Source organism: Allohoeflea poritis, assembly GCF_027889715.1.
Classification (GTDB): Bacteria; Pseudomonadota; Alphaproteobacteria; order Rhizobiales; family Rhizobiaceae; genus Hoeflea_A; species Hoeflea_A poritis.
Genome location: NZ_JAPJZH010000029.1, coordinates 1 through 26,995, shown reverse-complemented (window position 1 = coordinate 26,995; position 26,995 = coordinate 1). Strand labels below are relative to the sequence as shown.

General features: G+C 58.6%; 22 protein-coding genes and 1 pseudogene. 7 read left to right on the top strand and 16 right to left on the bottom strand.

The features are described from left to right. Positions 1 to 82 precede the first annotated feature (82 nt). Positions 83 to 358 (top strand): annotated as a pseudogene (locus OOZ53_RS25480) (transposase); the annotation flags it as partial. Between the two features lie 1,028 nt (positions 359 to 1,386). On the opposite strand, the gene OOZ53_RS25475 reads toward OOZ53_RS25480, so the two are convergent. Next, positions 1,387 to 1,773: a hypothetical protein gene (locus tag OOZ53_RS25475; RefSeq protein ID WP_271092611.1), complete on the bottom strand. Its 387-nt coding sequence runs from the start codon at positions 1,771 to 1,773 to the stop codon at positions 1,387 to 1,389. A gap of 334 nt (positions 1,774 to 2,107) precedes the next feature. Between OOZ53_RS25475 and OOZ53_RS25470 the strand changes: the two genes are divergently transcribed. Beyond that, complete coding sequence (locus OOZ53_RS25470; RefSeq protein WP_271092610.1) at positions 2,108 to 3,361, top strand: ankyrin repeat domain-containing protein; 1,254 nt, start codon at positions 2,108 to 2,110, stop codon at positions 3,359 to 3,361. A gap of 141 nt (positions 3,362 to 3,502) precedes the next feature. Here the strand turns inward: OOZ53_RS25470 and OOZ53_RS25465 are convergent, their stop codons facing one another. From OOZ53_RS25465 to OOZ53_RS25450, 4 genes are all read right to left on the bottom strand, one after another. Next, positions 3,503 to 4,546 carry a serine hydrolase domain-containing protein gene (locus OOZ53_RS25465; RefSeq protein ID WP_271092609.1) on the bottom strand — a complete coding sequence of 348 codons (1,044 nt, stop codon included), beginning with the start codon at positions 4,544 to 4,546 and terminating at the stop codon, positions 3,503 to 3,505. 118 nt (positions 4,547 to 4,664) lie between these two features. Then, entirely contained in the window at positions 4,665 to 5,957 is a 1,293-nt protein-coding gene (locus tag OOZ53_RS25460) for a tRNA-dependent cyclodipeptide synthase (protein ID WP_271092608.1), read from the bottom strand. A 365-nt stretch (positions 5,958 to 6,322) separates the two neighbouring features. Then, positions 6,323 to 7,828 carry an aldehyde dehydrogenase (NADP(+)) gene (locus OOZ53_RS25455; protein ID WP_271092607.1) on the bottom strand — a complete coding sequence of 502 codons (1,506 nt, stop codon included), beginning with the start codon at positions 7,826 to 7,828 and terminating at the stop codon, positions 6,323 to 6,325. 2 nt (positions 7,829 to 7,830) lie between these two features. Beyond that, positions 7,831 to 8,943, bottom strand: coding sequence for a fumarylacetoacetate hydrolase family protein (locus OOZ53_RS25450; protein ID WP_271092606.1), 1,113 nt, complete (start codon positions 8,941 to 8,943; stop codon positions 7,831 to 7,833). A 423-nt stretch (positions 8,944 to 9,366) separates the two neighbouring features. On the opposite strand from OOZ53_RS25450, the gene OOZ53_RS25445 reads away from it, so the two are divergent. From OOZ53_RS25445 to OOZ53_RS25430, 4 genes are all read left to right on the top strand, one after another. Further along, on the top strand, positions 9,367 to 10,920 hold the full coding sequence (locus OOZ53_RS25445) for a sugar ABC transporter ATP-binding protein (protein WP_271092605.1): 1,554 nt from the start codon (positions 9,367 to 9,369) through the stop codon (positions 10,918 to 10,920). 20 nt (positions 10,921 to 10,940) lie between these two features. Next, positions 10,941 to 12,209: an ABC transporter permease gene (locus tag OOZ53_RS25440; RefSeq protein WP_271092604.1), complete on the top strand. Its 1,269-nt coding sequence runs from the start codon at positions 10,941 to 10,943 to the stop codon at positions 12,207 to 12,209. 83 nt (positions 12,210 to 12,292) lie between these two features. After that, positions 12,293 to 13,249, top strand: a complete 957-nt coding sequence (locus tag OOZ53_RS25435) for a substrate-binding domain-containing protein (RefSeq protein WP_271092603.1) — start codon at positions 12,293 to 12,295, stop codon at positions 13,247 to 13,249. A 92-nt stretch (positions 13,250 to 13,341) separates the two neighbouring features. After that, on the top strand, positions 13,342 to 14,151 hold the full coding sequence (locus tag OOZ53_RS25430; RefSeq protein ID WP_271092602.1) for an IclR family transcriptional regulator: 810 nt from the start codon (positions 13,342 to 13,344) through the stop codon (positions 14,149 to 14,151). An 18-nt stretch (positions 14,152 to 14,169) separates the two neighbouring features. On the opposite strand, the gene OOZ53_RS25425 is transcribed toward OOZ53_RS25430, so the two are convergent. The 5 genes from OOZ53_RS25425 to OOZ53_RS25405 all read right to left on the bottom strand — a co-directional run bounded on the left by OOZ53_RS25425 (position 14,170) and on the right by OOZ53_RS25405 (position 19,545). After that, positions 14,170 to 15,063, bottom strand: coding sequence for a carbohydrate ABC transporter permease (locus tag OOZ53_RS25425; RefSeq protein ID WP_271092601.1), 894 nt, complete (start codon positions 15,061 to 15,063; stop codon positions 14,170 to 14,172). Between the two features lie 3 nt (positions 15,064 to 15,066). Further along, entirely contained in the window at positions 15,067 to 15,900 is an 834-nt protein-coding gene (locus tag OOZ53_RS25420; RefSeq protein ID WP_271092600.1) for a carbohydrate ABC transporter permease, read from the bottom strand. 144 nt (positions 15,901 to 16,044) lie between these two features. Further along, positions 16,045 to 17,298 (bottom strand): ABC transporter substrate-binding protein, encoded by a 1,254-nt coding sequence (locus OOZ53_RS25415; RefSeq protein ID WP_271092599.1) that lies wholly within the window; start codon positions 17,296 to 17,298, stop codon positions 16,045 to 16,047. Positions 17,299 to 17,313: 15 nt separating this feature from the next. Continuing rightward, on the bottom strand, positions 17,314 to 18,411 hold the full coding sequence (locus OOZ53_RS25410) for an ABC transporter ATP-binding protein (RefSeq protein ID WP_425499240.1): 1,098 nt from the start codon (positions 18,409 to 18,411) through the stop codon (positions 17,314 to 17,316). Positions 18,412 to 18,420: 9 nt separating this feature from the next. Further along, the gene (locus OOZ53_RS25405; RefSeq protein WP_271092598.1) at positions 18,421 to 19,545 is read right to left on the bottom strand and encodes an enolase C-terminal domain-like protein; all 1,125 of its coding nucleotides are present in this window, start codon (positions 19,543 to 19,545) and stop codon (positions 18,421 to 18,423) included. Positions 19,546 to 19,684: 139 nt separating this feature from the next. On the opposite strand from OOZ53_RS25405, the gene OOZ53_RS25400 reads away from it, so the two are divergent. Further along, positions 19,685 to 20,386, top strand: coding sequence for a GntR family transcriptional regulator (locus OOZ53_RS25400; protein WP_271092597.1), 702 nt, complete (start codon positions 19,685 to 19,687; stop codon positions 20,384 to 20,386). A gap of 59 nt (positions 20,387 to 20,445) precedes the next feature. Here the strand turns inward: OOZ53_RS25400 and OOZ53_RS25395 are convergent, their stop codons facing one another. From OOZ53_RS25395 to OOZ53_RS25370, 6 genes are all read right to left on the bottom strand, one after another. Continuing rightward, complete coding sequence (locus OOZ53_RS25395) at positions 20,446 to 20,877, bottom strand: RbsD/FucU family protein (protein WP_271092596.1); 432 nt, start codon at positions 20,875 to 20,877, stop codon at positions 20,446 to 20,448. Next, positions 20,877 to 21,917, bottom strand: coding sequence for an aldo/keto reductase (locus OOZ53_RS25390; protein WP_271092595.1), 1,041 nt, complete (start codon positions 21,915 to 21,917; stop codon positions 20,877 to 20,879). Before OOZ53_RS25390 ends, OOZ53_RS25395 begins: the two co-directional genes overlap by 1 nt. Continuing rightward, positions 21,914 to 22,966, bottom strand: a complete 1,053-nt coding sequence (locus OOZ53_RS25385; protein WP_271092594.1) for an ABC transporter ATP-binding protein — start codon at positions 22,964 to 22,966, stop codon at positions 21,914 to 21,916. The genes OOZ53_RS25390 and OOZ53_RS25385 overlap by 4 nt, the downstream gene beginning before the upstream one ends. 11 nt (positions 22,967 to 22,977) lie before the next feature. Next, positions 22,978 to 24,024, bottom strand: coding sequence for a carbohydrate ABC transporter permease (locus OOZ53_RS25380; RefSeq protein ID WP_271092593.1), 1,047 nt, complete (start codon positions 24,022 to 24,024; stop codon positions 22,978 to 22,980). Next, entirely contained in the window at positions 24,021 to 25,169 is a 1,149-nt protein-coding gene (locus tag OOZ53_RS25375) for a carbohydrate ABC transporter permease (protein ID WP_271092592.1), read from the bottom strand. Before OOZ53_RS25375 ends, OOZ53_RS25380 begins: the two co-directional genes overlap by 4 nt. 228 nt (positions 25,170 to 25,397) lie before the next feature. Beyond that, positions 25,398 to 26,885, bottom strand: a complete 1,488-nt coding sequence (locus tag OOZ53_RS25370) for an ABC transporter substrate-binding protein (protein WP_271092591.1) — start codon at positions 26,883 to 26,885, stop codon at positions 25,398 to 25,400. Between the last annotated feature and the right edge of the window lie 110 nt (positions 26,886 to 26,995).

Genomic DNA, 26,995 nt, shown 5'->3' with positions numbered 1-26,995 from the left:
CCAGACAATCGAATCTGGATACCCATGAATCACACATCAAACCAAAAATGAATCCTGAATGTCGATTAGACCTAGAGGTTGAAGATGCGACCGGCTGACGGCACCCTACGTTCTCGACGGTCCGATCAACGATGTGTTCTTCCGTGCCTGGATAGAGCAGGAACTCGTGCAAACACTCAAACCCGGCGATGTGGTCGTCATGGACAACCTCGCCAGCCACAAGGCCAAAGCCATCCGAGCGGCCATCAAGGGTGCCGGGGCCAAGCTGTTTTACCTGCCGCCCTATTCACCCGACCTCAACCCCATCGAGCAGATCTTCTCGAAGATCAAGCACTGGATGCGCATCGCAAGCGCCCAACCCCACACTGTTCGGATTCTGAGTTTCACATGGGCTGCAAAAACGCCGAGCTTGAATAGGGTGATCTGAAACGGTTTGGGGCAGTTTGAAGACTTATTCCTCAAAGATTTCAATCGGCCCATGAAACAGATTGAGGCAGGGTGGTGCGGTTTGCAGTACATCTCGGCCTCAATCATAGTCCGCGTGTCGGGCTTCGAGTCGCTCTTTCGTTACCAGCCTCAGCCAAGCAGAACTAAGGATAACCATGATCGCTTGATCGATGAAGATGATTGGCCGTGACGAAGACACACTTCACTCCTTAGCCTTGAGCACGAGCCTGAGCTGCTTCGGTTTTCGACATGTAATTCAATAGCTTAGCGATTTGATGGTATTTCTGACGGTATGCGCGAATTGTCGCAGACAAATAATCATTGATATCAATCGGTTAGGAGCCCACTCGATCATCGAGTGGGGATGATCAATCCAAAAAGCCTATTTTGTTTGTCTGATTACGATCCCATTGAATTCCGACATCAACCATCTCAAGTTGCCTGTACAGCAAACACGAAAATGGCAGCGTCCTCAGTCGGGGGTTGCAGGCGGTAGCGCTCTCCCGCTACCAGTAAAATCTAACAAATACAGCCAGTTATATCTCGTGTGATTTAGGCGTTGCTGTGTGCAACGTGTTCGGGGTTGCGCATGGGTTCCACTTGGCTGTTCTTGTCATTGGCAGCACTATTTTTGCCGAACCCGGCAATGGTCTGACGATGCCAACAGCAATGCCGGCGTGATGTCAGTCTTCCCGAGTTGGCCGATCGTGCCGCAAGTATAGCCGGTTCTCTTAACGCCCGCCGGCGGGGCCTTGATGGCCACCGTGACCGGCTTTTGCGCTGACCAACAACCCGTCCCCCGCCGCGCTGCCGGCGTCTGCGACGATTAACACTGTTACCAGCTGAACCGCAGAGGATCTGTTCACAGCTCGAACTGCATCAATCATACAGATGCATGTGAACGCACGGCACTACAGATAGTCCTCCAGCCATCAGCTATTAATTGAAATTCAGGCACCCTTTTTCATCGAAGATCAACACAACACCAGGCTCCTTCGCCAAAGGCATGGAGGGTTCGACGTGCAGTCGTACATTGCTGTGGCCTGTCTTGATGGATTCCATGCTCTCTCGCGATTGTCCAGCACCTAGCCGCCATTCGTGCATGTTTTGATCAAGCTGCCACCCTTTTGAATCAGCAATATTTTCCACCGAGCTCTTACGTATGCATGAGGTGTCACCCAGATCTTCAAGGAATTCATTATACGCCAATTGAAACCGCATCACCTTCTGGATGTCATTCAGTTCGATATGCAGAATTCCAACGTACACCATGAGTCCGATTGACAAGGCGATCCAAAGCGCCCTGCCTTTGAAAAACACGTGCAATTTGCTCATTCCTTTGGTTGACATAGGTCCCGGGTAAAGTGCTATCGATACAACCTGTAAGAGAAAACATCAAAGGCGTTCCAGGCGATTGATTATTTCATTCCAATCGTTTGGCCGAATTATCCGATACAAACGGATTTTGCGGCGGCGGCGATCAGTGTGCCGGGCTCAGGTCATGCTGGAGTCGTCGCGACAAATGGGGCGACCGGAGCAACACAGTCAAAGTCGACGAGGCCGCCAAACTACAATCTTTCAAATAAACGGGGCCTTATTGGCGGGTTCTCCGAGGCTTCTTCAAAGTCATTATTTTTAACCGTTTTCAGGACTCATTTCGATGAATCGTGTTTTCAAGTCAGATAATTTCAAAATTGTATTTGTGCTTTGTGTTGCGATCGGTTTAGCGGCCGGCATCAGCCTATGGGTATCGACTTTGGGAGGGGATGGTCCGGGAACTGAGGTAAGGGGCCCGGGCGGTCCTGTTTTCCGAATGTACACGGACAAACAAATGGAACAGGCCCGTAAAAAACAAAGTGGATTTGTAGCTGTAAGGATAATCACTCCGCCCGGTTGCGCAGCTGCAAGACAATGGTCTTCGCGCATGGGGCCTTCGCCCGGCACAATAGAGAAAGCGATATTTAAGCAAGTCAGGGGCGAAGCCGACAATCCGTCGATCAGCACTCCCTTGATGGGTGCTGTTGCGCTTGAGAATTTGAGCGAAGTCCAGCGCCTGATCGAAGAGGGCGCCGATGTCAACGAAGCCAATGAAGAGAGCTGTACCGCGCTGTTGTGGGCGGCGATGCGTGGAAACAAGACCATTCTGGACGCGCTACTGGATGCTGGCGCAGAGGTGGATAAATCCGATGCCGCTGGTACAACGGCGCTCATCATTGCCTCCCACACAAATTCAGTACCGGTTGTCCAAGCTTTGGTAGAGGCTGGAGCGGACGTCAATGCGCGCATGGTTGGAGGCTCACTGCCTGAACAGAAAGGCGATGCGGGTAGAACAGCCCTGATGAAAGCGGCCAACAATCACCGCCAGTCAGTCGTTGAGTACTTATTGTCGGTGGGTGCCGATGTTAATCAAGCTGATGATTTTGGCAGGACCGCACTCATTCATGTCTCAGAACATGGGCCTCTGCCGATTGTCAGAGCACTGGTGGATGCCGGAGCGAGTGTAAACGCCGTTCAGCCTGGGGCGGCAAATGGTACCGCACTTATGAGGGCGGCAACGTTCAACCAACCGGAGGTGGTTCAATATCTGCTCGAAGCCGGGGCCGACATCAATCATACAGATGCATATGGACGCACAGCACTTATAGGCGCCTCGCAATCAAGCCCAGCCAATGTCAGGATATTGGTTGAGGCTGGTGCGGATATCAACGCGGCCCAAACCCAAAATGGCGGTGGGGGCCGTGCCGGCGACACAGCACTCATGAATGCCGTTATCTACAGACAGATTGAAACGATCAAGTTTTTGCTCAGCAATGGCGCTGATCCTCAGATAAAAAACCTCCAGGGGAAAAACGCATATCAAATTGCGCTGGATAAAAAAAACCCTGAAGCCGCCGCCATACTTCGCTTTCACTAGTTCAGTTGAATCATATTGTATCAATTGAGCGGAACCGCCGGAATGGAAAGCAATCGGCTTTACACCTTGTAGTGCGACAGTGTGCTATTGCTGATGCGGCCAAATCCGATAATTATCCTCTATTCACTCGCAGTGTTTGACTTAACCGTGAAGCCTGAAGAGCTCTTCAGCGATCCGGCAAACGTCGTTGTGCGTATTGTTGGAAAATATGGAAATCAGCAGGTCATCGCGGCGGCTGTAAATGAAGAAGCTGCGGAACCCGACGATACTTCCTTCATGCATAATGAGGTCGCCACTCCGCATCAAGCCGAGACCATAATATCCTTCACCCCTGAGGCATCGTTCCGGCCATCTGTAGCTGTCCGTTGGCGCGGATATCTGGAGCATGCGCTCAATCGATTCGGGCGACAGATCTGGGTGCGACAAATCCCGGTAAACAGCTGCCACCCAACAGGCAAAATCATCAAGAGTCGTTACAAGCCCGCCATCGGCAGGTGTCACCGGCAAGGAGATGACATCGTCCTTGATGTGAACGTGTGCGGCATCGTCCCAGCGAAGACCGCAGGGATCACAATTTGCGGCGGCAAAGTTTTCGTCATGGATCTTTGAGTTGTCCATGCCCAAAGGAGCCAGGAGTTTTTCCTCGACATAATTCGCGAAAGGGCGACCCGTTTGGTTTTGTATGATTTCACCGAGCAGTGTGTAGCCGATGTTCGAATACTGAAATCTTGTTCCCGGCGTAAATCCAAGAGGGGCTTTCATGGCCTCTTTGATCATGCCGTCAATGGTTTCGCCGAACGCCCATCCGTCAACAACGCGATAGTAGTCCCGGACCACCGCATAGTCCGGGATCCCACTGGTATGCGAAAGCAGGTGTTCGACCAGAATTCCAGACCAAAGGCCGGATCTGTATTTCCTCGGTAAAAACTCATTGATGCACGCTCCAAGATCGGCCAAACCCACTTCGGTCAGCTGGAGAACAGCTGCGGCGGTGAATTGTTTGCACAATGAGCCAACATGAAATCTTCCGTCCACCCGATTGGGAAGATTGCCGGACGAAGGGCCATAGGCGCGTCTGTGCACTCTACGATCAGCCTTGCTCACCATGGCCGCGCCTGAGAAATGCTCTTTTCTGACCATTTCCTGAAGAAGCCGTTCCGAGACGTTATCGACTATTTCCTGCATCTGGCTGTGTCCCCCAATCCCGTGCGGTCAGACATTGCACGGCCTCCTCGGGTGACGATTGGGCGCCGCCAGCGCGGTGTCATGCCCCGAAGATTCTTAGAGCTGCGGGCATGGACGATCAGAATACGCCCCTTTGCCGCAGAGACATCATGCGCCCGATATCCAACAAAAGCTGCGATGTGATATAGGGTTCGCTGACGAGCATCCTTTCAAATCGCTTCTCGGGCAGCACCATCAGCTTGCAGTCGGTATAGGCTGCCACGGTGGCCTGTGGCGCATTGCCGTCCAGGAGACTTTGCTCGCCGATGCTCATTCCCGGCCCCAATATGGCGGTCTGTTTCATGGTTTGCGCGTTGATGTCGCCTTCAAGGATCTCGACGTAACCATCCAGCGGAAAAAACACCGATGTTGCCCTTTCCTCGCTCCTGAGTATCACATCCCCGGCTCTGAACTCTCTTATGCTCGCGTAATCCAGAAGTGTTTCCAGTTCGGATTTGTCCAGGCGCGCCAACAGCGGATATGTGGGTGAGCGTGCCGTGCCGGCTCCGACGAAGGCAGGATAAAAACCGTCGATACTGTCGGACAGATAAAAGCCCGCCTTTTTGAGGCGCAGGGAGATGAAGATTATCTTGCGCAAGGGCTCCGGCACCTCGCTGAAGTGGCCCTCTGCTATGTCGACAAAAGACTTTATGCTTCCCGGATAAACCAGAATGTTCCAGTCCTCCTCACACAGGCATGTAATCATCGCCGTTTCTTCAATCAGATAATTTGTCGAGCATTCCATCTTCTGCCGAGGGTCCAGGGTCCGATCGAGATTGGAAACTCTTTCCAGGTATATTTTGGAGAAGTCATTGACAATATTCTGGTATTCTTCGTTTTCTTCATATAGGCCCTGAAAGTAGTTGAGGTATGAATTGAAGTTTTTCCTGTTCTCGATTTCGCTGGATCGAATCCACTGGAATCCGCATTTGCCGCTGTAGCGATCAATCAGTGGTGCATAGGTTTCCTGGAACGCATCACCGACTTTCAGGGCCTGGTCACGGCTTTGTTCGGCGGAAACGCCCTGCGTCACCTGCAAGGTGTGACGGTACAAGGTGTCCGTGAGGTTCAAAGCGCATTTGTCAAAATGGATGCTTATCCATTCAATGCAGGCTTCCAGCTTCGCCATTTCCATGCTGGGATTGCCCAGGCTGATTCCGAGCACACAGGAATCGTTGTCTTTCAAAACGCCATTTTCCAGTGTCTTTGGAGACACTGACTGCATTTGCGACCGATAGCGCCTTTTCAGTACTCTTGTTACGTCGCCGCTTTTTTCTGATGTGTGCTCCGCACCTGAGACATCGTTGTTTCTGATTTCGTATAATGAATGAATCAGGTCTTGATCATAATTTCGATTGGCCTCTGTTTTCATGAATTCAACCTCGACGTTACAGAGAGGAATTCGAGCAGTCAGATGCGTGGATGGCCGGTTACTAGTGCGCTGTTTTCGGTCTGAAATAATCCCTACAGCTCAACCTTAAATGGCGTTATTAGCGTAAAACCTTGGCGGAAATACCGCATGCGGACATCCGTTGCCAGATAGGGTGAATTTTTTCCTACCTTTCAACGGTTGATTGTTCCATTTCACAAAGAGAAACAGAGGCCGCGAAGTTTCCCGTCTGCAGCCCTGGATTCTACGCCCAATCACGCGCAGCGACCGAATGCTGGCGCGTGATGGCACTGGCGGATCGACGGCCAGTCATCGGTGATTGGCTTTTTTTGTAATGATGAGGCTGCTCATTCCGGCAGGAACTCTGTCGGAATCGACTGATAACAGACCGGGCGCAGGAAGCGGCGAATGGACATGGTGCCGACCGATGTTGCCCCGAAGTTGGTTGATGCGGGATAGGGTCCGCCATGCACCATGCTGTCGCAAACCTCGACGCCGGTCGGGAAGCTGTTGGCCAGAAGGCGTCCCGCCTTGCGCTCCAGGACCGGCAGGAGTTTTTGAACGACCGCCTTGTCCTCGCCGTCATGGTGGATCGTGCAGGTCAGCTGTCCTTGAATGGATTTCGCGATCCGAAGCATCTGGTCCACATCGCGTACCCGCACGACGATGCCCAGCGGTCCGAAGACCTCTTCCTGCAGCGCTTCGTCGGCCAGCCAATCGTCTCCGGACACGGTGAAAAGATACGGGGCGGCATGCCGCGTGTCGCACGACGTGCCGATGACCTGTCTGACCCCGGTTCCCTCGGCAATCCGCGTCGTGCCCTTGCGATAGGCGTCTGCAATGCCATCGGTGAGCATCACTTGCTCGCCGACCGCACCCAGCGCCGCTTCGGCGGCGGACTGGAATGTGTCCGCGTCGGGGCCGTCAATGACGACGGCGATGCCGGGATTGGTGCAGAACTGGCCGGCGCCCATGGTCAGTGACCCGCACCAGGCCGTGCCGATTTCGCCGCCGCGCGCGGCCGTCGCGGCCGGCAGCAGAAACATCGGGTTGACGGAGCCGAGTTCGCCGAAGAACGGGATCGGTTCCTGACGCTGCGCGCACAGATCGAACAGTGCCCGTCCGCCACCCAGGCTGCCGGTGAAACCGACCGCGCGGATCAGCGGATGCTGCACGAGGCTGGTTCCCACATCGCGCTTTCCGCCCTGAACCAGCGAGAAAACACCCGGGTGCATGCCCGTCGACTTGATGGCGACCTCAATGGCCTGCGCAACGATCTCGCCGGTTCCGGGGTGCGCCGAGTGGCCCTTGACGACAACGGGACATCCGGCGGCCAGCGCGGATGCCGTGTCGCCGCCCGCAACGGAAAATGCCAGCGGGAAGTTCGAAGCCCCAAAGACGGCGACTGGCCCCAGGGGACGCTGGATCAGGCGCAAATCGGGGCGCGGCAAGGGTTCCCTGTCCGGCAGCGCCGGATCGTGACGCAGGTCCAGATAATCGCCTTTCAGAATATGCTCGGCAAACAAACGGAGCTGTCCGACCGTGCGGCCGCGCTCGCCCTGCAGGCGTGCTTCGGGAAGACCCGTTTCCTGGCTGCCGATCTCGGTAATCGCCACGCCGCGCGCGTCAATCTCGTCGGCAATCGCATTCAGAAACCTGGCGCGATCCTCTCGGCTGGACCAGCCGTAGCTCTCGAACGCGTCTTCGGCGGCCTCGACCGCGGCGTTGACATGGGCAGGGGTTCCAACCGCGAATTCATGCGACGGCCCATGTGCGGGTTCGGAGGAAAAAGTCTGTTCGCCACGGGTCCAGTTTCCGGCGATGAGGTGCATTCCAGTAATCACGGTTTTCATCCTTACAATAGGCCACGGCCGGCCAGATTTCGCATGAGGTGAGAAGCCCCGAAGCGCCACTCGGCACATTCGGTAGACAGTCGCACGGTGTTGATCAGAGATCCGAGTTTGTCATTTTCAATGGTAACGATATCTCCCAGCTTGTGCGTGAAACCGCCACCGGGCACGTCCCGGTCCTGTGTCGGCGCAAACAGCGTCCCAAGAAACAGCATCAGCCCGTCGGGGTACTGGTGATGGGGCCCGATCGTCTGGCGCACCAGATCCTCGGGGTCCCGGCTGATGCGGGACATTGAGGAGTTTCCCGACAGTTCAAACCCGTCCGGTCCCGCGACCGTCAATGCCAGTTCCGCCGACCGCACGTCATCGAGGGAGAATGTTTCATCGAAGAGGCGGATCATGGGGCCGATGGAACAGGAGGCGTTGTTGTCCTTGGCCTTGCTCAACAGCAATGCCGAGCGCCCTTCGACATCACGCAGGTTGACGTCATTGCCCAATGTTGCGCCCTTTATTTCTCCACGCGAGGAGACAGCCAGAACGACTTCCGGTTCCGGATTGTTCCAGGTCGAGATCGGGTGCAGGCCGATATCGGCGCCAAACCCGACGGACGACAGGACCTGTGCCTTCGAGAAGACTTCGGCGTCGGGACCGATTCCGACCTCGAGATACTGGCTCCACAACCCTTCCGAAATCAGGGCCTCCTTGACCTCGGCGGCGTCATCGGAGCCCGGAACAATATTGGAAAGGCTTGCGCCGATCTTCGATCCGATGCGGTTGCGTATCGACTGGGCGCGCGTCGGATCTCCGGCCGCCTGCTCCTCGATCACCCGCTCGACCATCGATCCGGCAAATGTCACGCCGCATGCCTTGATGGCCTGCAGGTCACAGGGCGCCAACCACTGGCGGTCTGCTTCCGCCTCTCCCAGATCGGTTCCGGGCGCGGTTCGCACATATTCGGGCGCGTCCTTGCGCTCCAGAACATCGCGCACGGTCGGGGCGGTTCCTGATGTGATGTCCACCAGCCGCCCTTCGCGCATGGTTACAACACAGGGGCCGATATCCGGGCGTTCAACACGTCCGAGCCACAGTCCCGTCGGATCCAGTTTCGGAAAGGTCATATAAAGTCTCTTTGTTGGTTGGTCGGGCAGACCGCTGACAGATACCGCCTCCGTCGACGTGTGTACATTTTTCTGGCCTCACAGGGGACATCACGAAATTCGTCTTTTCATCGTAACTAGCACTCTAACATGTTAGTTGACAAGCCAAGTGCCGCTGCTCTATTTTTAAGCAGCGTGACGGGCATCGTCGATGTTGCTTTCCATCGACCCTTTGTTGGCCGCCGCGCTGCGGATGCTCGACGATCAAGACATTCGCCAAGGGCGCTGAAGACCGCTGTTTGTCTGTTTCCCAAAAGGTCGCCCCGTGTTCGCTGTATCGCTGTACCAGTCCGCGTCGAAAATCATAGCCTCCGATAAAACAGTTGACACTTCATATATGAAGTGGTTTCATATTTGAAACCAGAGCGATCTGGGGGGAGGAATTTGAATACCAATCTCTCGCTGGCGCAGCAGCATATGCTGGCGCAGAACAGCCGGATCACATTGCAGCTTCTCGGCGTCGGCAAGTCCTTCTCGGGTGTCAGCGTCCTTCGGGATGTGGATCTCGAGATTACCGGCGGAGAGATTCACACTCTCATGGGTGAGAACGGTGCCGGCAAGAGCACGCTGGTCAAGATCATCAGCGGCGTCCAGGACCCGAGCTTCGGCACGATGCAGATCGACGGGCAGGACGTTTCTTTTGCTTCTCCCGCCGAAGCCAACGACGCCGGCATCGTCATCATGCATCAGGAACTCAGCCTGATACCGGAGATGACGGTGGCTCAGAATGTCATGCTGGGTCAGGAACCGAAGCTCGGCGGCGTGATGATCGACAGCCGCGCATTGCGCGAAACCGCACGGGCCGCCCTGAAGCGGTTCGGCTTTTCCCTCGATGTGGACACGCTGGTCAAGGACCTGCGCGTCGGTGAACAGCAACTGGTGGAGATCGCACGCGCCCTGCTGATGGATGCGCGCCTCTTGATCATGGACGAGCCGACGTCGGCTCTGTCGCAGACCGAGGCCGACATTCTCATGGAGGTGGTTCGTGATCTTGCGCAGCAGGGCGTCGCCATTGTCTACATCTCGCACCGGATGGATGAGGTGTTCGAGATATCCGACCGGGTGACCGTCCTGCGGGACGGAAATCTCATCGGCACGACGCTGGCCGCCGATACCACGCCGGAGGATCTGGTTCAGATGATGGTCGGGCGGTCGGTGGAGATCAAGCCCGTCGCCCGCTCGAAACCGCCTGCGGCCGAGACCGTTCTTGCCGTCCGCAATCTGAGTGCGAGCGCTTCCGGCCGCAAGGTGCTGCAGAACGTGTCCTTCGAATTGCGGCGCGGCGAGGTCCTGGGGATCGGCGGCCTTCTGGGCGCCGGACGGACGGAGTTGCTGGAAACGCTCTTCGGAGCGCGCGGCAGCGGCCATACGGGTATCGTAGAAATAGACGGCAAGCCCGTGCGTCTTCACACTCCGGCAGACGGGGTCGGGCAGGGGCTTGCCCTGATTACGGAGGATCGCAAGGGTGACGGCCTGCTCCTGGATCGATCCATCGCCGACAATGTGATCCTGCCCTTGCTGCCGAGCCGGTCCCGGTTCGGATACCTCTCTCCCGCAGCGCGCGATGCCCAGGCGCGGGAAGCGATCGAAAAACTCAAAATCGTGGCGACGGGCGTAACGCATACGGTCGGCCGGTTGAGCGGCGGAAACCAGCAGAAGGTCGTTCTGGGCAAGTGGCTGGCAACGCAGCCGAGCATCCTTCTGCTGGATGAGCCCACGCGCGGAATAGACATCGGCGCGAAGGACGAGATCTACGAGCTCATCGGCAACCTTGCCGATCAGGGGCTCTCCGTTCTCTTCGCCAGTTCGGAGATTCCCGAATTCCTGGCGGTATGCGACCGCATGATCATCCTTTGCGACGGAAAGGTCGCCGGTGAACTGAGCCGGGATGAGATGTCCGTTGACGCCATCAAATACCTATCAATGCAATTCGACTGACGCGAGCCAGAGACGTGAGCATGAGCAACGCCCAACAGACAACAACCACGCAAGCGCCGGAAAGCCGCCTATGGCCGCTCAAGCTGCTGGAGAAGACAAAACTTTATTGGGGCCTTGCGGCACTGATCGTTTTCGGCGCCCTGACGTCGCCACTGTCATCCAAGGGCGCCAATATCTTTCTGTCCATCGGCAATCTGACCGATGTCCTCAGGCAGGTGTCGGTCACGGGCATCGTCGCGGTCGGCATGACCCTCGTGATCTTTATTGCCGGGATCGATCTTTCGGTCGGCTCGGTGCTGGCGCTGGGCACGGTTATCTGCGCGATGTTGCTGACCCAGGAAGGCTGGACTGCGGCAAGCCTGTTCAGCATACCCGCGACCGGCGCGACCCTGTTTGTCGCGGTTTCGGCGCTGGTGCTGTTTTTGCAGACGCAGGTCCGGGCGACCTCTGACGTTCGGACCGGCACGCCCGGCAAAGCGCCGTCCATGGCCATAGCGGCGATCATCGCCATTGGCGCCATGCTTTGGCTGTCGACGCAGGTCGATACCAAATTCGGTGTGCTCGGCGTGCTGCTGGCCGTGCCTTGTGTCGGCATTGTGATGGGAACGATAAACGGCGCCCTGATCGTTTACGGGCGGCTGCAGCCGTTCATCGTGACCCTCGCCATGATGGTCAGCGCGCTGGGGCTGGCGCGCGTGATCGCCGGGCAGGATACCGCGGTCTATCCGGTCTATACGGGCAGCAACGCCGTCCAGGAGTTCGACATCCTCAGAAGTTTGCTGTGGGGCGTCATACCGGTGCCGGGCCTGTTCTTCCTGGCCATACTGGTCATCTTCTACGCACTCACCCGTCTGACGACATTCGGCAGCTATCTGCTCGCCATAGGCGGCAATTCCGAGGCGGCGCGCCTGGCCGGCATCAACGTCAAGCGCAATACCATTGTCACCTACGCGACCGCGGGCGGCCTGTCGGCTTTGGCGGGTATTTTGTACGTGGCTCAATTCCGCCAGGGCAAACCCGATGCCGGTCTCGGACTGGAGCTGGATGCGATCGCGGCGGTTGTGATCGGCGGCACAAGCCTGATGGGCGGACGCGGCGCCGTCCTGGGCACCTTTGTGGGTGTGCTGATATTCGGTTTCCTCAGCAACATCCTGCAGCTCAACAACATAGACAGCAATACGCAGTTGATCCTCAAGGGAGCGATCATCGTCGCCGCCGTGCTTCTGCAGGAAGGACGGATCGAAGAATTCCTCTCCGGGCTGAAAGGAAAGATTCGCGGAGAGAAATAGCCCTGATCTCGCAGTTTGATGGACCGGAGACCAGGGTATTTGCCAATCAGCCCAAGGGCTGAACCATGACAAGGGAGTACAATATGTATAGAAGAAGTTTCTTCAAGGGGCTTTGTGTCGCCGCCTTCACCGTGGCAACCAGCGCGACCGCGGTTTTGGCCGCCGACGACTACGTCATCGGCTTTTCGCAGGTAACGACGGTCGAACCCTGGCGCGTGCAGTTCAACAAGGATCTGCGGGCCGAAGCCGAGAAGCATTCGAATGTCGAACTGTTGATCGCCGATGCGAACGACCGGACCGACAAACAGGTTGCGGATGTCGAGAACTTCATCCGCCAGGAAGTGGATGCAATCCTCATTTCGCCGAAGGAATCGGCCGGCCTGACCGGTGTCGTCGAACAGGCGACCGATGCCGGGATTCCCGTCTTCGTGCTGGACCGCAATGTCGACACGGACAAGTTCGTCCAATGGGTCGGCGGCGACAACCATCTGATCGGCCAGGCTGCCGGCAAATTCGCGCTCGAAAAGCTCGGCGGTGCCGGCAAGGCCTCGGGCACGATCGTGGAAATCTGGGGTGGCCTCGGCACGCAGGCGGCGCATGACCGCGCGAATGGATTCCACGAATCCTTCGAGAACGAAGCCGGCGTCAAATTCCTGCTCGACCAGCAGTCGGGTGACTGGAAGCAGGATCAGGCATACGACATCATGTCGACCGCGCTTCGCAACCACGAAGACATCACGATGGTCTATGGTCACAATGATCCCATGGCCTACGGCGCCTATCTCGCCGCGAAGGATGCCGGCCGCGAGAAAGACATCATGTTCATCGGTGTCGACGCGCTGCCGGGAGAGGGCGTGACCTGGGTTGCCAATGGCGAATTGGCGGCGACTTTCCTCTATCCCACACCGGGTGCCGAAGGACTTCGCCAGGCACTTGCACACCTGAAAGGCGAGAAGGTCGAGAAGTCTGTGGTCCTGGGTACGGAGGCCGTGACAATTGAAAACGCTGATGAAATACTCAAGCGCAACGGTCTCAAGTAAGCGTCAATAAAGGCCCCTTCCTCCTGAGGGGCACAAAGGTTGCGCAGGAGCCTCGGCTTCTGCGCAACAAACATTCCAGAGCACAAGCCGCCGTGAGTGAAGCAAAGACGAAACTGCAGAAATACTCGGCGCCGGCTCTCGAGAAGGGGCTGGATATTCTTGAATTGCTTTCACTTTGCTCCGGCGGAGGATTGAGCCAATCCGAGATCGCCGAGGGTGTCGGGCGTTCGAAAAACGAGATTTTCCGAATGATGGTCGTGCTTGAGGAAAGGGGATACATCAAACGCTCCGACGGCGATGTGTTCCTGTTGACGTCCAAGCTCGGCGAACTGAGCGGTCCGCGCAATGATACGTCCCGCATGCTGGAGATCGCCAGGCCGATCATGACCCGGCTGTCCGAACAAACGAAACTGTCTAATCATCTGTGGATCCTCAATGAAACGAACATGCAGGTCGCGGCCAGCGCCAGCGCGTCCGAATCATACAGTCTGGCCTTGTCCGAAGGCGCGCAGAGCAGTGTTTTCGGCTCGTCCGCCGGTGCGTGTTTTCTGTCCGCGCTGCCCGATACCGAGGCGCGGCTGAAGGCGCTTCGCGACAGGGGCGAATATGTCAACAACGAAGCGTTCCTCGAATATGATGCGCGCGTCGAAGCCTGCAGAAAAGACGGTGTCTGTGTGCTTCCGAATGCCGAGGCCATCGGCATCCTCGAAATTTCCGCGCCTTTAAGCCTTCCGACGGCCGGGGATGTGGTCGGCGCACTTACCGTGCCGATCATCGGCGACAGGGATTCCAAGAATGAGATCGCCGATGTCATCAAGACCTTGAAACATGCGGTCAATCAAGTCTGCGCGAAGATGGCCTCGCTGGCCGTTTTCCAGACGGCGCAACGTCCCGCAAGCTAAGCCGGATACGCGCCAGCTTCAGCCTTTCTCCGCCCCCGACAATGTGCCCGAGCGGACATATTTCTGGGAGATGAGAAACAGCAGCAATACCGGCGCGATAACCAACAGGGCCGCGACGATGGCTTCCGGTTTGTTGATCGGGATATCGCTTGCGACATCATTGCCGAGGGCGCCGGAACTGCTGACCAGGACCGCCAGGCCGATCGGCAGGCTGTAGAGCTCGTCCTTTGTCAAAAGCACGAAGGCCAGGAAGTAGTTGCTCCAGTTCGCAAGGAAGCTGAAGAAGGCGACAAGCGCAATGAGCGGTTTGGACAGGGGCAGGGCCACCCGGGTGAAAACCTGGAACCTGCTGGCTCCGTCGATCAGGGCCGAATCGATCAATCCGCCCGGCAGGGACGTGGCGTAGTAGATGTAGGCAAGGTAGACGCCGAACGGAAAGAAGGCCGTGGCGATGATCATTCCGAGATAGCTGTTGTTCAGGCCGAAAGCCTGCATCTGCAGAAATATGGGCAGTGCAACAACGGTGTTCGGGGTGATCATCGCCACAAGCGTCAGAACCAGGATCGGCTTGCGAAACGGGAAGTCATAGGTCGCCAGCACGAACCCGGCCGGGAGAACGGCAATGAGGGAAAGGCAGACGCCGCCGATGGTGTAAATGGCGGAATTCAGAGCCCAGCGGCCGATTTGAAAATCGTTATAGGTTGTCAGATTGTGCCAGGTCGTCCTGAACATTTCGATGCTGCCCAGGCTGAAAGGGCCGCTGGAAAAGAGCATCGGCTCGTCCCGGAAGGCGGCCAGCAGCAGCCAGACCATGGGCGTTGCGTAAAAGACGAATGCGAAGATCAGGCACAGCCAGACGGCGGCCCAGCCGAAACGGGCATTCCAGGGCAGGTGTCTTCGTCCGGCGTTCATGGCTCAATCCATCTTGTAGAAGCGCGTGCCGAAGACGACGCACAGCGAGATGAAGATCGCCGCCGCCAGAAGCATGGTGCTCATCGCCGCGGAGGCGCCGAAATCGCCGAGATTGAAGGCGTACTGGAAGGCGAGCTGATTCACCGACCAGTCCGGGCGCGAATATTGCCGGCCGGCGAGCGCCATGAGCTGCGGTTCGACGAACATCTGAATGCCATTGGCGAATGACAGGATCGCCATCAGGGCGAGCGAGCGCCACACCATGGGCAGCTTGATCCGAGTGGCGATCTGAAACTGATTTGCGCCGTCGACGCGCGATGCCTCGATCACCTCCGTCGAGATGCCTTTCAGGGCGCCGCCGATGACAACGATCCAGCCGCCGGAATAGGCAAGGTAGGCCATCAGCGAAAACACCATCGGATAGCCCATATGGGAAACCACCTGCTGGCGGTTTTCCCAGCCAAGGGCCTCGAAAAGGCTGCCATAGGGGCTGACGGCCGGATCCAGAAGAAACAGCCAGAGAATCACAATGGCCGATGACGTGATGGCGCCGGGCAGGAAAAACGATGTGCGCAGGATCGCGGCGGAGCGGTCCGACAGGGCATCCAGCATCAGGGACAGCGCGCCGATGCCGATCAGCATCATCGTCAGCCAGATGGCGACATACTGGAAAACGTTGGTAATGCTCTCGACCAGGCGGAAATCCTGCAGGACGAATTCGTAATTCGTGAAGCCCCAGAACACCCAGTCGATCGTGTCCATGAAGCTGAGGCCGAGCGCGTAGAGAACCGGAGCCACGCCAAAGAACAGGAGGAGCGCCAGATAGGGTGAGAGCATTGCAATAATGAACCAGCGATCCTTCCGGCGCCTTGCCGCAGGATCTGAGACGGGTCTGGATTTTGGTGTCCGGGCTGTTGTCATCGCTGCCAAAGATCGTTCCGGCGGGTTGGGAATGCGGCCGATGCCGCATTCCCGGTTGGCTTAGTTGGCGATCTTGTAGCCGGCCACCTTCGCCGAGTTCTCGATCTCGGCGGCGTAGTCGGGCAGCTTGTCGACAATGCTTGCATCCGAGGCGCCATCGACCTTGGAGAAAGCCGCCATGATATCGAAGCGGTAGCCGCCATAGGAGGGATGCCCGTATTGCGCCGATGTCTCCATCTTGTCATAGACGTCATTTTGCGCGTACCACGGATCGTTCGCAACGCGGTCGCGCCAGACCGATGAGCTCTCCGCATGGGCGGGCATGGTCGTCGCGCGTCCCTGAAGTCCGGTATCGGTCGTCATCCAGCGGATAAGCTCGACAACTTCGTCCGGATGCTCGGTGTTGCGGTGGCCGCCGAACACGCCTCCGCCCCAGCTCCAGGCCTGGGGTTGCGCCTGGTCTTCCCATTTCAGCGACTCCGATGCCGCCAGGATGCCGGCATCCAGCTCGTAGAGCGGACGCATAACATGCTCACCGAACCAGGTCGGACCGTTGAACATCAGAAGCTTGCCGTCCTTGACATCGGTGACAAAGGACGGCTCGAACGGGCCGTGCGGGCTCAGCGAGCCGTTTTCCCGCATACGGTCGACCATGGCGGCGGCCGCGATGCACCCTTCGGACGAAAAATCGACGCGGATGGTGTCGTCCGATCCGTCCACCAGGAAGCCCGGCTCGCAACCGCCCGCAATCAGCATGTTCAGGATCGGGGTCGGCTGCGTGCCCGAACCGACGATCAGCCCGTTTTCGGCGGCGACCTTGCCGATCTCCTCGAACTCTTCCCAGGTCGTCGGAACGCTCAGGCCAAGCTCATCGAATTTCGGCTTGTCGTACCAGGCGATGAAATGCGCCAGATCGTTGCGCAGGCAAAGCAGACGGCCGTCGCCGCTCTGACACGGTGACAGCGCGTTGGGCAGAAAGCTGTCGACGACGGACTGGTCGAGCCTGTCGCTGAGGTCCATCAGATAGTTGGACCGACGCGTCGAAAGCTGCGCGATCTGTTGCAGTTCGGCCATGAAGATTACGTCCGGTACATCGTCGCCGGATCGCATCGCCAGTTGCAGCTTCGCAGTCTGGTCGGGCGGCGCTACCGTCACGATTTCCAGCTCGATGTTGTCATGTGCCGCGTCGAAGGCCTTGAACGGCTCGATGCGCGCCGTGTCGGACCAGACGGTGAGCTTTACCGGCTCCGCCTTCGCAACGCCCGCTGCGAGAACCGCGGTTGCCACGGTGATCATGAGTGATCGCAGTTTCATGGATGATCTCCTCCCTTAAGGTTTCCGTTCATGCACTGAGAATCCGTCCTCATCGAAGACGTGAATGTCGCGTGGCGCCGCGGAGACAGTGACCTTGTCGCCGCGCGCCTGTGTGGTGTTGGCGTCGATCTGCACGACAAGCGGTGCGGCATCGCCGTGGATGACATGGGCGTAGCTGACATGTCCCAGATGCTCCAAGGACAGGATCTCGCCCTCAATTCGAAGGGCGCCTTCAACCTGTGTGCCGGTATCGCCGAGCCGTAGGGCTTCCGGCCGGACGCCAAGCGTCAGGGCGGTCGAGCCGCCAAATTCCCTTTCGCCCAGATCGATGATCCGGGACTGCTCGATATCGACACGAGCAGCGCCGGATTCATCGACCCGGGCCGGGAGGAAATTCATCTGCGGCGATCCGATAAAGCCGGCGACAAACAGATTGCTGGGATTGCGGTAAAGCTCGAGGGGCGTGCCGATCTGCTGAATCCTGCCCTTGTCGAAGGCGACGATCCGGTCGGCCAGGGTCATGGCCTCGACCTGGTCATGGGTCACATACACCATCGTCGCGCCGATTTCGCGGTGCAGCTTCTCGATCTCGAACCGCATTTCCACCCGCAGGGCGGCGTCGAGATTCGACAGCGGCTCGTCGAACAGGAAAACCTCCGGGTTGCGCACAATTGCGCGGCCGATCGCGACGCGTTGGCGCTGTCCGCCGGAAAGCTGGCTGGGCTTGCGGTCCAGCAATTCGGTCAGCTTGAGGATCCGGGCGGCTTCCTGAACCCGCGTCTGTACCTGCGCATTGCGGACCTTGTTGAGGCGAAGATTGAAGGCGATGTTCTCGAACACCGATTTGTGCGGATAAAGCGCATAGGACTGGAAGACCATGGCGATGCCGCGCTCGGACGGTGCGGCGTAGGTTACGTCGTTGCCGCCGATCGCAACCGTGCCGGAGGTCACATCCTCAAGGCCGGCGAGAATGCGCAGCATGGTGGACTTGCCCGAGCCGGACGGGCCGACGAAGACAACGAATTCGCCTTCCTCGATCTCCAGATCGACGCCGGCAATGACCTCCACCGTGCCGAAGGATTTGCGAATATCGGATAGCTCAACGCTTGACATCGCGGTTTCCTAGTCCCGCCGTGTGTCGACAACGGTTTTCGCGATGGCCGTGGCGTCCAGTTTCTCGCGGTCGAACAGATGGCCGATCCCCGGTTCGGACGAAATGTTCAGCCGGCCGTCGACGATCGAGATCGCGCCCTGATCGGAAAGCGTGTGGATATGCGCTTCGTCATAGATGATCTGTTCGTAAAAATCGTTGTTTTCGATGGCGCCGCAGAGCTGCGCATTCTCAAGGCCCATGCCGTGGACCTGCGCGCGCATTCCGAAACTGTCGGAGAGCTGAGCGATCTTCATCGAGCCGGTGAAGCCGCCTTTGAAGTGGAAGCTGATACGGGTCATGTCGAGGGCGCCGGCCTCGATCCAGCTGGCCGCGTTCCAGTGAACGCCGTCGGAGGTTTCCGCGGCGAGGATCGGAATGTCCAGCTTGTCGGCAAGTTTCGCGTAGGAGCCGAGATGAAACTCGCGCATCGGCTCCTCGTACCAAAGGTAGCCCTCGTCCTGCAGCGCCTTGCCGACGACGAGCGCGTCGGCATAGTCCCAGCCCGCCGATCCGTCGAACATCAGCGGGGCGTCCGGCCCGACCCAGCGGCGCAGTGCGCGGATCAGCGCGATGTCCTCCTTGACCAGCCCCCATGCGTGCAGCTTGTAGGCGCCGAATCCCACATCGCGGCATGTCTTTATGTTGCGTTCATATGTTGCGAGATCCTTCCAGGTCGCGGTCGATGCATAGGCGGGTATCGATGTCCTGGCGCCACCAAGAAGGACATGGAGCGGCAGACCCGCGACCTTGGACTTCAGATCCCAGCAGAGCATATCGATGAGACCGAGCTGGCGCTGATGGAACTCTTCCATCCGGTCGACTTCCCAGACCCTGGTCCATAGGGCCTCGGTCATCAGCGGGTTTTCGCCGATGAAATGCGCAAAACGGCGGCGAACCACATCGTTCACGGCATCGCCCATCTCGACGGTGATGAAGCCGGATTCTCCGGATTCCGTCTCCATCAGGATCGATGCGAGACGCGGGCCTTCGCCTTCCGGCAATCCGCCATGGGCTGTCGGCAGACCGAACCGCCAAATGATCTGCGGCTGACGGGGCGCCTCGTGCACCCAACAGGTGAATCTAGCAATCTTCATCATAGATAGGATTTATATGCATAAAAAATATATTATGAAAGCTTTAAAAGATATTTTTTAGCTGATACGTCGTGTATGACGGGGATTTAAAATCAGAATCCCCGGTGATAGGCTCTGCTCGAATCCGGGAGACGTGCGTATGGCGCAGACGACATTGGAAAAAATCCACATACCGGCGTCGATAGACGAACTGCCCAAGCATCCGAATATCGGGTTTGAAAAATTCGTGGAGGCCGTGGGCAATGGGCGCTTGCGTCCCGGCACGACACTGACCCAGGCCCAGCTGTGCGATTTTCTCGACGTCTCATTGTCGCCGTTGCGGGAGTCGCTGGTGCTGCTTGAAGAATACGGGCTGATCGAGGTCAAGCAGCGGTCGGGCATAACCATCATCAATCCGGAATTGTCCTTTGTGCGCGAGAACTACCAGTTCAGGATCCTGATAGAGATCGAGGCGCTGCGGGCCTTTGTCGCAAATGTTCCGGAAGGCTGGCTTGCCGCGGTCCGGGACCGTCACAAGAGCGTCATGGCGACAATCGACAAGGGCAAGCGGGACATGGAGGCCATCGAAGCCTTTGTTGCGCTCGATCAGTTCGTTCACTCCAGTTTCGTCACGGCTCTGGGCAACAAGTCGATACTGTCAACGCACAACCGTTTGCAGCAGAACATCCGCATGGTGCGCGCCATGCAGGGCACGACGGCCTATGAGAACAATCTGCTTGAAGCGGGCAGGGAACATCTGGAACTGTTCGAGCGCATCGAAGCGGGCGATCTCGAGGGCGCGTCCCGCTGCCTGCGCAGACATTTCGAGTCGTCGATCTACCGTGCGGTCGTCTTCCCGTAAGGCCTGCACGCAAGAATCCCGCCGGAAATGAGCGGGCAGGCACCGCGGTGGAACGCCTCCTATGGCGCAATCACGCCCTTTTTCAGGATAATGTTGCCGTATAGCCGGCCTTCGCCCGTCTGCACGATGGCGAAGGCAGCTTTGGCGCGATCATAGAAGGCGAAGCGCTCGATCGGTTTGACCGCCGCCGGATTGTCAGCGGTTGCCTCAATGATCTTCTGAAATGCTTCGACCACCGGCGGTGTGGCCTGCGGATCATCGACCACCTGCATGGTGATCGCCGGATCGTCCACGAAACTGTCCAGCGGCATGATGCTCAGCACCGCTTCAGTGACGTCCGTGGCGCTCAGCCCGTCGAGCCGCGCCACCCTCCGGCCCGTGCTCTCGGCGGGAAAGTTGGCGTCGGCGATGACGATGTCATCGCCGTGGCCCATCGCCCGCAGGATATGCAGCAGGTCCGGTGACAGGATCGGGTTCAGCCCGCGCAGCATCAGAGGCCCGCCGGCAAGGGCGCGTCCGGCCGGATCAGGCCACCGGATTGCAGGTCGGTCCACAGTTGCGCCGGAATGTCGGTCCGCAGCAGCGCGACATTCGCTTCGACCTCGGCCGCGGATACGGCGCCCGGAATGACGGTTTTCACGGCCGGATGGCCGAGTACGAACCGCAGGGCGGCGGCGATCAGCGGAACGCCGTGCTCCGCGCAAACGGCTTCGATCCTGCGTACCCGGTCGAGGATCGGTTCCGGAGCATCGGCATAATTGTACTTGGCGCCCGGAATTGCGCCGGTCGCAAGGATCCCCGAATTGTAGGGTCCGCCGAGGATAATGCCGACATCCCGCTTCACACACAGCGGCAGGAAACTGTCGAGGGCCTCCTGTTCGAGCAAGGTGTAGCGACCGGCCAGCAGGAATCCGTCGAAATCGCCCAATCCCAGCAGCTTCTCGCAGACCTGCCATTCATTGACGCCGGCGCCGATGGCTGCGACTTCGCCCGCGTCGCGCAATTCACTGAGCGCCCGGTAGCCGCCCTCATCGAACAGTTCGCGCACCTTCGCGTCGCTCGCCTCTTGCGAGCCCTGCGAGAAGACGTCGACATCGTGCACTAGGAGAATGTCGGCATGCGCGACACCGATGCGCTCCTGGCTCGCCTCATAGCTGCGCATGACGCCGTCATAGGTATAGTCGAATACGATGCGTTTCTGCGGCACCTCGACAAAGGCCTCCGGCGTAACCTCGTGGGGCTCGCAATCGACGAGCAGACGGCCGATTTTTGTCGACAGCTGGACATTGTCCCGCCCGAACCTTTCGATCGCCTTGCCGAAACGGGCCTCGGAGATGCCGAGCCCGTATTGCGGCGCCGTGTCGAAGTAGCGGATGCCTGCATCATAGGCGGCCTGAAGCGCCGCCTGCGCATCGCTCTCCTCGACCTTGCGGTAGAGGTTGCCGAGCGGCGCGCCTCCGAAACCCATGCGCGTCAACGGCACCGGGCGGGCCGTGCGGTTGTTCAAAAGGACGGTGTCTTCAACTTTCATGTGTGTACTCTCTTGCCGCTGTCATAATCAAACAGTCGCGCCTTTTCGGGCACGACATCGATGCCCACCCATTCGTCGGGCTTCATGTCGAAATCCTTGTCCTCGCGCACGACCACGTGGTCCTGGCCGATCTCGCAGGTGACGATGGTCTCGTTGCCGGTCATCTCGGTCGAGAAGACTCGCGCCTTCATCATGCCGCTTTCCGGAGAAACAAGCGAGCAGTCTTCCGGTCTGAAGCCGAAGGAGACCCGCTCGCGCGGGGCATATCCCTCGAGCGGGACGGCCCCTTCCTCCACCGTCACGCGGCCGTCGGCAACACTGCCCGTCACGATGTTCATGGCCGGCGAGCCGATGAACCGGGCGACGAAGCGCGTCGCCGGATTATCGTAGATTTCCTTGGGCGGTGCGACCTGCTGCAGCACACCGGCATCCATGACGGCCACACGGTGCGCCAGCGTCATGGCCTCGATCTGGTCGTGGGTGACATAGACCGTGGTGATACCGAGTTCCGCCTGCAGCCGCTTGAGTTCGGCGCGCATCGCGCCGCGCAGCTTGGCGTCCAGGTTCGACAATGGTTCGTCCATCAGGAACACCGACGGCGTGCGCACAATGGCGCGCGCCAGTGCCACGCGCTGGCGCTGGCCGCCGGAAAGCTGACGCGGCATGCGCTCCAGATAGTCCTCCAGATGCACCTTGGTGGCAGCCGCAAGCACCGCGCTTTGCAGCTCCGCCTTCGGCGTCTTCTGCAGCTTCAAGGGATAGCCGATATTTTCGGCGACCGTCATGTGCGGATAGAGCGCATAGGACTGGAACACCATGGCGACGTTCCGGTATTTCGGCAACACCTCGGTCATGTTCCGCTCGCCGATCATCAGCGAACCTTCGGTGATCGTCTCGAGCCCGGCGATCATCCTGAGCGCGGTGGATTTGCCGCAGCCCGACTCTCCCAGAAGCACCAGGAACTCGCCTTCTGCGATATCGAGGTTGAGGCCCTTGACCACTTCGAGCGAGCCGTAGGATTTGCGGATGTCTTTCAACTGAACGCGCATGGTTTGAAGCACTAACCTTTGACCGCGCCGACCATCAGGCCGCGTGCGATATGTTTCTGAAGCAGGATGGTCATCAGGACGATCGGCGCGATCATGATGACGATGAGGACCGACATGTACCACCATTGCGGACCGCGCGTGGCGTTCTGGGCCGCGACCAGCAATGGCATGGTCTGCGCGTCCGCCGTCGAGATGAACAGCGCCAGCAGATATTCGTTCCAGGCCAGGATCAGCACCAGCAGGAACGTGGCAGCGAGGCCGGGCCGTGCCAGCGGCAGGACGATGGTGGCGAAGATGCGGATGCGCGAGGCGCCGTCGATCTCGGCGCTTTCTTCAAGATCAATCGGAATGCCGGCAAAAAAGTCGCGCATCAGCCACACCACGATCGGCAGGTTGACCGCCATATAGGTGGCGATCATTGCGACATGCGTGTCGAGCAGGCCGACACGCTGGAACATCAGATAGATCGGCAGGACGGCGACGACCGGCGGCAGGATGCGGTTGGAAATGATCCAGAAGAGGATGTCGTTGTTTTTGAGCGCACGCTTGAAATAGCGCCCAAACGATGTCGCGAAGAAGAAGAACAGCGCCAGCGCGATGGCCGCCGTGAGGTGCCAGGGCGTTCCGAAACGGTTGATCGAATAGACCGTTGCGCCAAGCAGAACGATGAAGCCGGCAATCGTGCCGATCTTGACGTTGTACTGGATGCGTACCAGCGCATAGGCCGCCAGCGAACCGATGATCACCGCCAGTACCGTCGAGGTCAGCGCGATGATGATGGAGTTCAGGTAGGGCCGCAGCGTGTCGTTGCCGAGCTCGACGAAGATATAGCGCCAGGCGTGCCCTGACGGCTGGTAGTCGATGAAGGGGATGAAATCGGGTCCGTCATTGACCTGGAACGGCAGCTTGAACGAGGTGATCAGCACCCAGTAGAGGGGAAACAGCACGACAATCGTCCAACCGATCAGGATGGCATAGGTCAGCAATTTGGATGCCGGTGCCATCTCGGTGAGGCTCGGCGGCTCGAACAGTCGCTGGAAAAAGCTTCGCTCCCTCATGCTTCCGTCTTCCTGGTCCTTTGCCCGATGAAATTGAAGAACGACACGCAGGTGATCGTCGACACGAAGAGCAGCGTGTAGCCGACCGCCGCCGAGCCGCCGAGATCCTGCGTGCGCCAGGCAATGAAGGAATGCAGCGTCAGCGATTCCGTCGCGATGCCCGGCCCGCCATTGGTCAGCACGTTGGGAAGATCGATGATCTTGAAGGCTTCAATGAGCCGGATAAGAACGATCGTCGCCGCGACAGGCGCGATGGACGGCCATGTGATGTCGCGGAAAATCTGCCAGCCGCCGGCACCATCGATTTTCGCCGCCTCCAACTGGTCGCGCGGCATGTTCTCGATGGCGGCCAGCAGCACGATGAACATGAACGGCACCCATTGCCAGGTGTCGCCGATCAGCACGACCAGCCTGGCCGTCCACGGATCGGCCGCCCAGGAAAATTCGCCAAGGCCGAACCACTGCCACACATAGGCCAGCGGCCCGCGCTGCATGTCGGCGAGCATGCGGAACATGTAGGCGATGCCGACCGGCGTCACCATCAACGGAATGAAGAAGATGATGCGGAACGCGTTGCGGCCGCGAATGGCCTGCCCGCACAACAATGCCAGGCCAAGGCCGATGCAGAACTGCACGCCGACGCCGACAAACACATAGAACAGCGTCACCACCAGCGAGCCCGGATACCCGCCGAATACCGTGGCAAGGATCAGCCAGGTCAGCGCGACAAGAAGCGATGCGCTGATCAGACGGCCGACAAGGCCCGCAACGTTGAATGCACCGCCGGTGAAGAACCGCCAGAACCAGAAGACCACGGCCGCGATGACGGTGACGAAAACAGCCCACTCGAACGGACCGAAGGCATCGAACGTGCCCAGAAGGTGATATTGCTGCGAGCCGAAAAACAGCTTCTTGAAATTGCGCAGGCCCACATATCGGAGATCGAATCCGCCCGCCACCAGTTTGAATTTCGTGAGCGACAGATAGGCCGATACAAGAAGCGGAAAGATCGCAAAGGTCAGCAGGATGATCACCGCCGGCAGGACAAAAAGCTTGCCCGTCTGCTGATCGATCCATTCGGCAAGGCCGAATTTGGGCGGAGCGGGATCCAGCTCGCCTATCCTGTCCGTTCGTGTCGGTGCCATGGTCTTTGTGCTTTCAGACGGCTAGGGCAAATCCGGGCGGTTTTGGTCTCCGGCGAAGCGGTTTGCGCACCGTAGTGCCGCCCCAGCACAAGCGCAGTCCGGCGACGCCAGAGGCCAAAATCGTCCGGCCCGTTCGGTGGTCGTTTTCAGCATCGTCTTTCCTTGTCCGGTTCCGTCCTGGACCGCGCCGCCCGTGTTGGGCGACGCGGTGGTTTCAATCAGGCCCGATCAGAGACCGAGTGTTGCGCGGTAAACCTCGAGCTGCTCGTCGACGCCGTTTTCTTCATTGAGCTCGTCCCAGCCTTCCTTGATGGCGGCCATCGTGCCGGCCTTGTCGAGCTCTCCGGCCAACAGCCTGGCGATGGCGTTGTCCAGAACCACCTGCTGGTAGGCCTGGTTCTGCGGGATACGCAGGTCAAGCACCATATTGGGGCTGTTGAGGCTGTTCTGGATGGCGCCGAGATAGTCCTCAGCGGCCGCCTTGCTCATGCCGGCCTCTTCCCAAAGCTTGGTGTCGGCGAACTGCGACAGGCGGTAGGGATTGAAGCCGGTAATGCCCACCGTTACGTCGGCATTGGACTGTTCGGGCTGAGACATATGGGAAAAGAAGGCATAGGCCGCGTCCTTCACTTTCTGGTCTGCGGCGGCGTTGATGCCGCCGGACCATCCGCCGAATGCGGCGAACGGCGCGCGGTTGACGCCATTGACCGCGTGCGGACAGGAATTGGCGTCGCAATCGACCATTTCACCCGATGCGCGGTCAAGCACCCTCTTCGAGCCGGGGAGCATGATCGAACCGACCTTGTCGGCCACGGATGAGCTCTGCGGATCGATTGCCAGCGTGCCGATGTCGCCCCAGTCGATGGTGAGCGCGCAGCGTCCCGAGGTGAACAGGCCGCGCGTGTCGCCGACATCCAGGTTGATTTCGTCCGGCGGGCCGAAGTCGGTCGTTTCGGTATAGACGTCCAGCGCTGCGCCGAAGCCGGGATTGTCGACCAGCGGCGCCATGGTTTCCGTGTCGAAGAAAGCACCCTGCGAGGTGCCCTGCGACTGCAGGAACGATCCGGCAATCGAGTAGATCGCCCAATAGGCCTGCGCGCCACGCTTCTTGGAGATGCATGAACCGTAATCGGGCGAGCCGTCGCCATTCATGTCCTTGCCGTGCAGTGCCTTGGCCGCGGCGATGTAATCATCCCAGGTTTCCGGCGCGGCGATGCCGTTTTCCTTGAAGATATCGGACCGGTAGTAGACCATCTGGAAGTCGCCATCGAGCGTCAGCATATAGGTGTCGCCGCCGTATTTCTGCGAGAATTCGCGGAAGAAGGGGGCGATATCGTCTTCCTTGAGATCGGGATCGGCCGCAACACGCCCGGTCAGCTTTTCAAGGAATCCAGGGCTGACATAGTCGACCGCCCACTGCGGCGCGAAGACCGCCGCGTCGATCGAGTTCGTGCCCGTCGCCCAGTCGGTCAGCAGTTTCGAATAAAGATCCGAGAAGGGAACCGTAATGACGTTGATCTTCGCACCGGTCGCCTTCTCGAAATCCGGCGCGCGGCGCTGAAGCGGTTCGGCGATTTGCGGGCCCGTGAACGTCATGACGTTGACGGTGACGCCGTCGAACTCCCCGGCGCTGAGAACCGGTGTCGAAACCGCCAGCGATGTTGCGCCGGCGAGAAGCAGTGCGCTTAGTTTGCGTTTGGTTTTTGGTTTTGCCATTTCATCCTCCCTGATTGGCAGACTATTTTTTGTTGAAGAGTTCGGGTCTTTCGCGCTCGAGTGGTTCGAGCCGATTGACCAGTTGTGCGATGTGATGGGCTGTTGCCTTG

What these genes read in the sequence shown, in the direction of transcription:
- OOZ53_RS25385 (WP_271092594.1), bottom strand. Translation starts at nt 22,966, where the DNA reads ATGCGCGTTCAGTTGAAAGACATCCGCAAATCCTACGGCTCGCTCGAA.
- OOZ53_RS25435 (WP_271092603.1), top strand. Translation starts at nt 12,293, where the DNA reads ATGTATAGAAGAAGTTTCTTCAAGGGGCTTTGTGTCGCCGCCTTCACC.
- OOZ53_RS25390 (WP_271092595.1), bottom strand. Translation starts at nt 21,917, where the DNA reads ATGAAAGTTGAAGACACCGTCCTTTTGAACAACCGCACGGCCCGCCCG.
- OOZ53_RS25440 (WP_271092604.1), top strand. Translation starts at nt 10,941, where the DNA reads ATGAGCAACGCCCAACAGACAACAACCACGCAAGCGCCGGAAAGCCGC.
- OOZ53_RS25470 (WP_271092610.1), top strand. Translation starts at nt 2,108, where the DNA reads ATGAATCGTGTTTTCAAGTCAGATAATTTCAAAATTGTATTTGTGCTT.
- OOZ53_RS25370 (WP_271092591.1), bottom strand. Translation starts at nt 26,885, where the DNA reads ATGGCAAAACCAAAAACCAAACGCAAACTAAGCGCACTGCTTCTCGCC.
- OOZ53_RS25395 (WP_271092596.1), bottom strand. Translation starts at nt 20,877, where the DNA reads ATGCTGCGCGGGCTGAACCCGATCCTGTCACCGGACCTGCTGCATATC.
- OOZ53_RS25425 (WP_271092601.1), bottom strand. Translation starts at nt 15,063, where the DNA reads ATGAACGCCGGACGAAGACACCTGCCCTGGAATGCCCGTTTCGGCTGG.
- OOZ53_RS25405 (WP_271092598.1), bottom strand. Translation starts at nt 19,545, where the DNA reads ATGAAGATTGCTAGATTCACCTGTTGGGTGCACGAGGCGCCCCGTCAG.
- OOZ53_RS25380 (WP_271092593.1), bottom strand. Translation starts at nt 24,024, where the DNA reads ATGAGGGAGCGAAGCTTTTTCCAGCGACTGTTCGAGCCGCCGAGCCTC.
- OOZ53_RS25450 (WP_271092606.1), bottom strand. Translation starts at nt 8,943, where the DNA reads ATGACCTTTCCGAAACTGGATCCGACGGGACTGTGGCTCGGACGTGTT.
- OOZ53_RS25410 (WP_425499240.1), bottom strand. Translation starts at nt 18,411, where the DNA reads ATGTCAAGCGTTGAGCTATCCGATATTCGCAAATCCTTCGGCACGGTG.
- OOZ53_RS25375 (WP_271092592.1), bottom strand. Translation starts at nt 25,169, where the DNA reads ATGGCACCGACACGAACGGACAGGATAGGCGAGCTGGATCCCGCTCCG.
- OOZ53_RS25420 (WP_271092600.1), bottom strand. Translation starts at nt 15,900, where the DNA reads ATGCTCTCACCCTATCTGGCGCTCCTCCTGTTCTTTGGCGTGGCTCCG.
- OOZ53_RS25415 (WP_271092599.1), bottom strand. Translation starts at nt 17,298, where the DNA reads ATGAAACTGCGATCACTCATGATCACCGTGGCAACCGCGGTTCTCGCA.
- OOZ53_RS25455 (WP_271092607.1), bottom strand. Translation starts at nt 7,828, where the DNA reads ATGAAAACCGTGATTACTGGAATGCACCTCATCGCCGGAAACTGGACC.
- OOZ53_RS25400 (WP_271092597.1), top strand. Translation starts at nt 19,685, where the DNA reads ATGGCGCAGACGACATTGGAAAAAATCCACATACCGGCGTCGATAGAC.
- OOZ53_RS25460 (WP_271092608.1), bottom strand. Translation starts at nt 5,957, where the DNA reads ATGAAAACAGAGGCCAATCGAAATTATGATCAAGACCTGATTCATTCA.
- OOZ53_RS25465 (WP_271092609.1), bottom strand. Translation starts at nt 4,546, where the DNA reads ATGCAGGAAATAGTCGATAACGTCTCGGAACGGCTTCTTCAGGAAATG.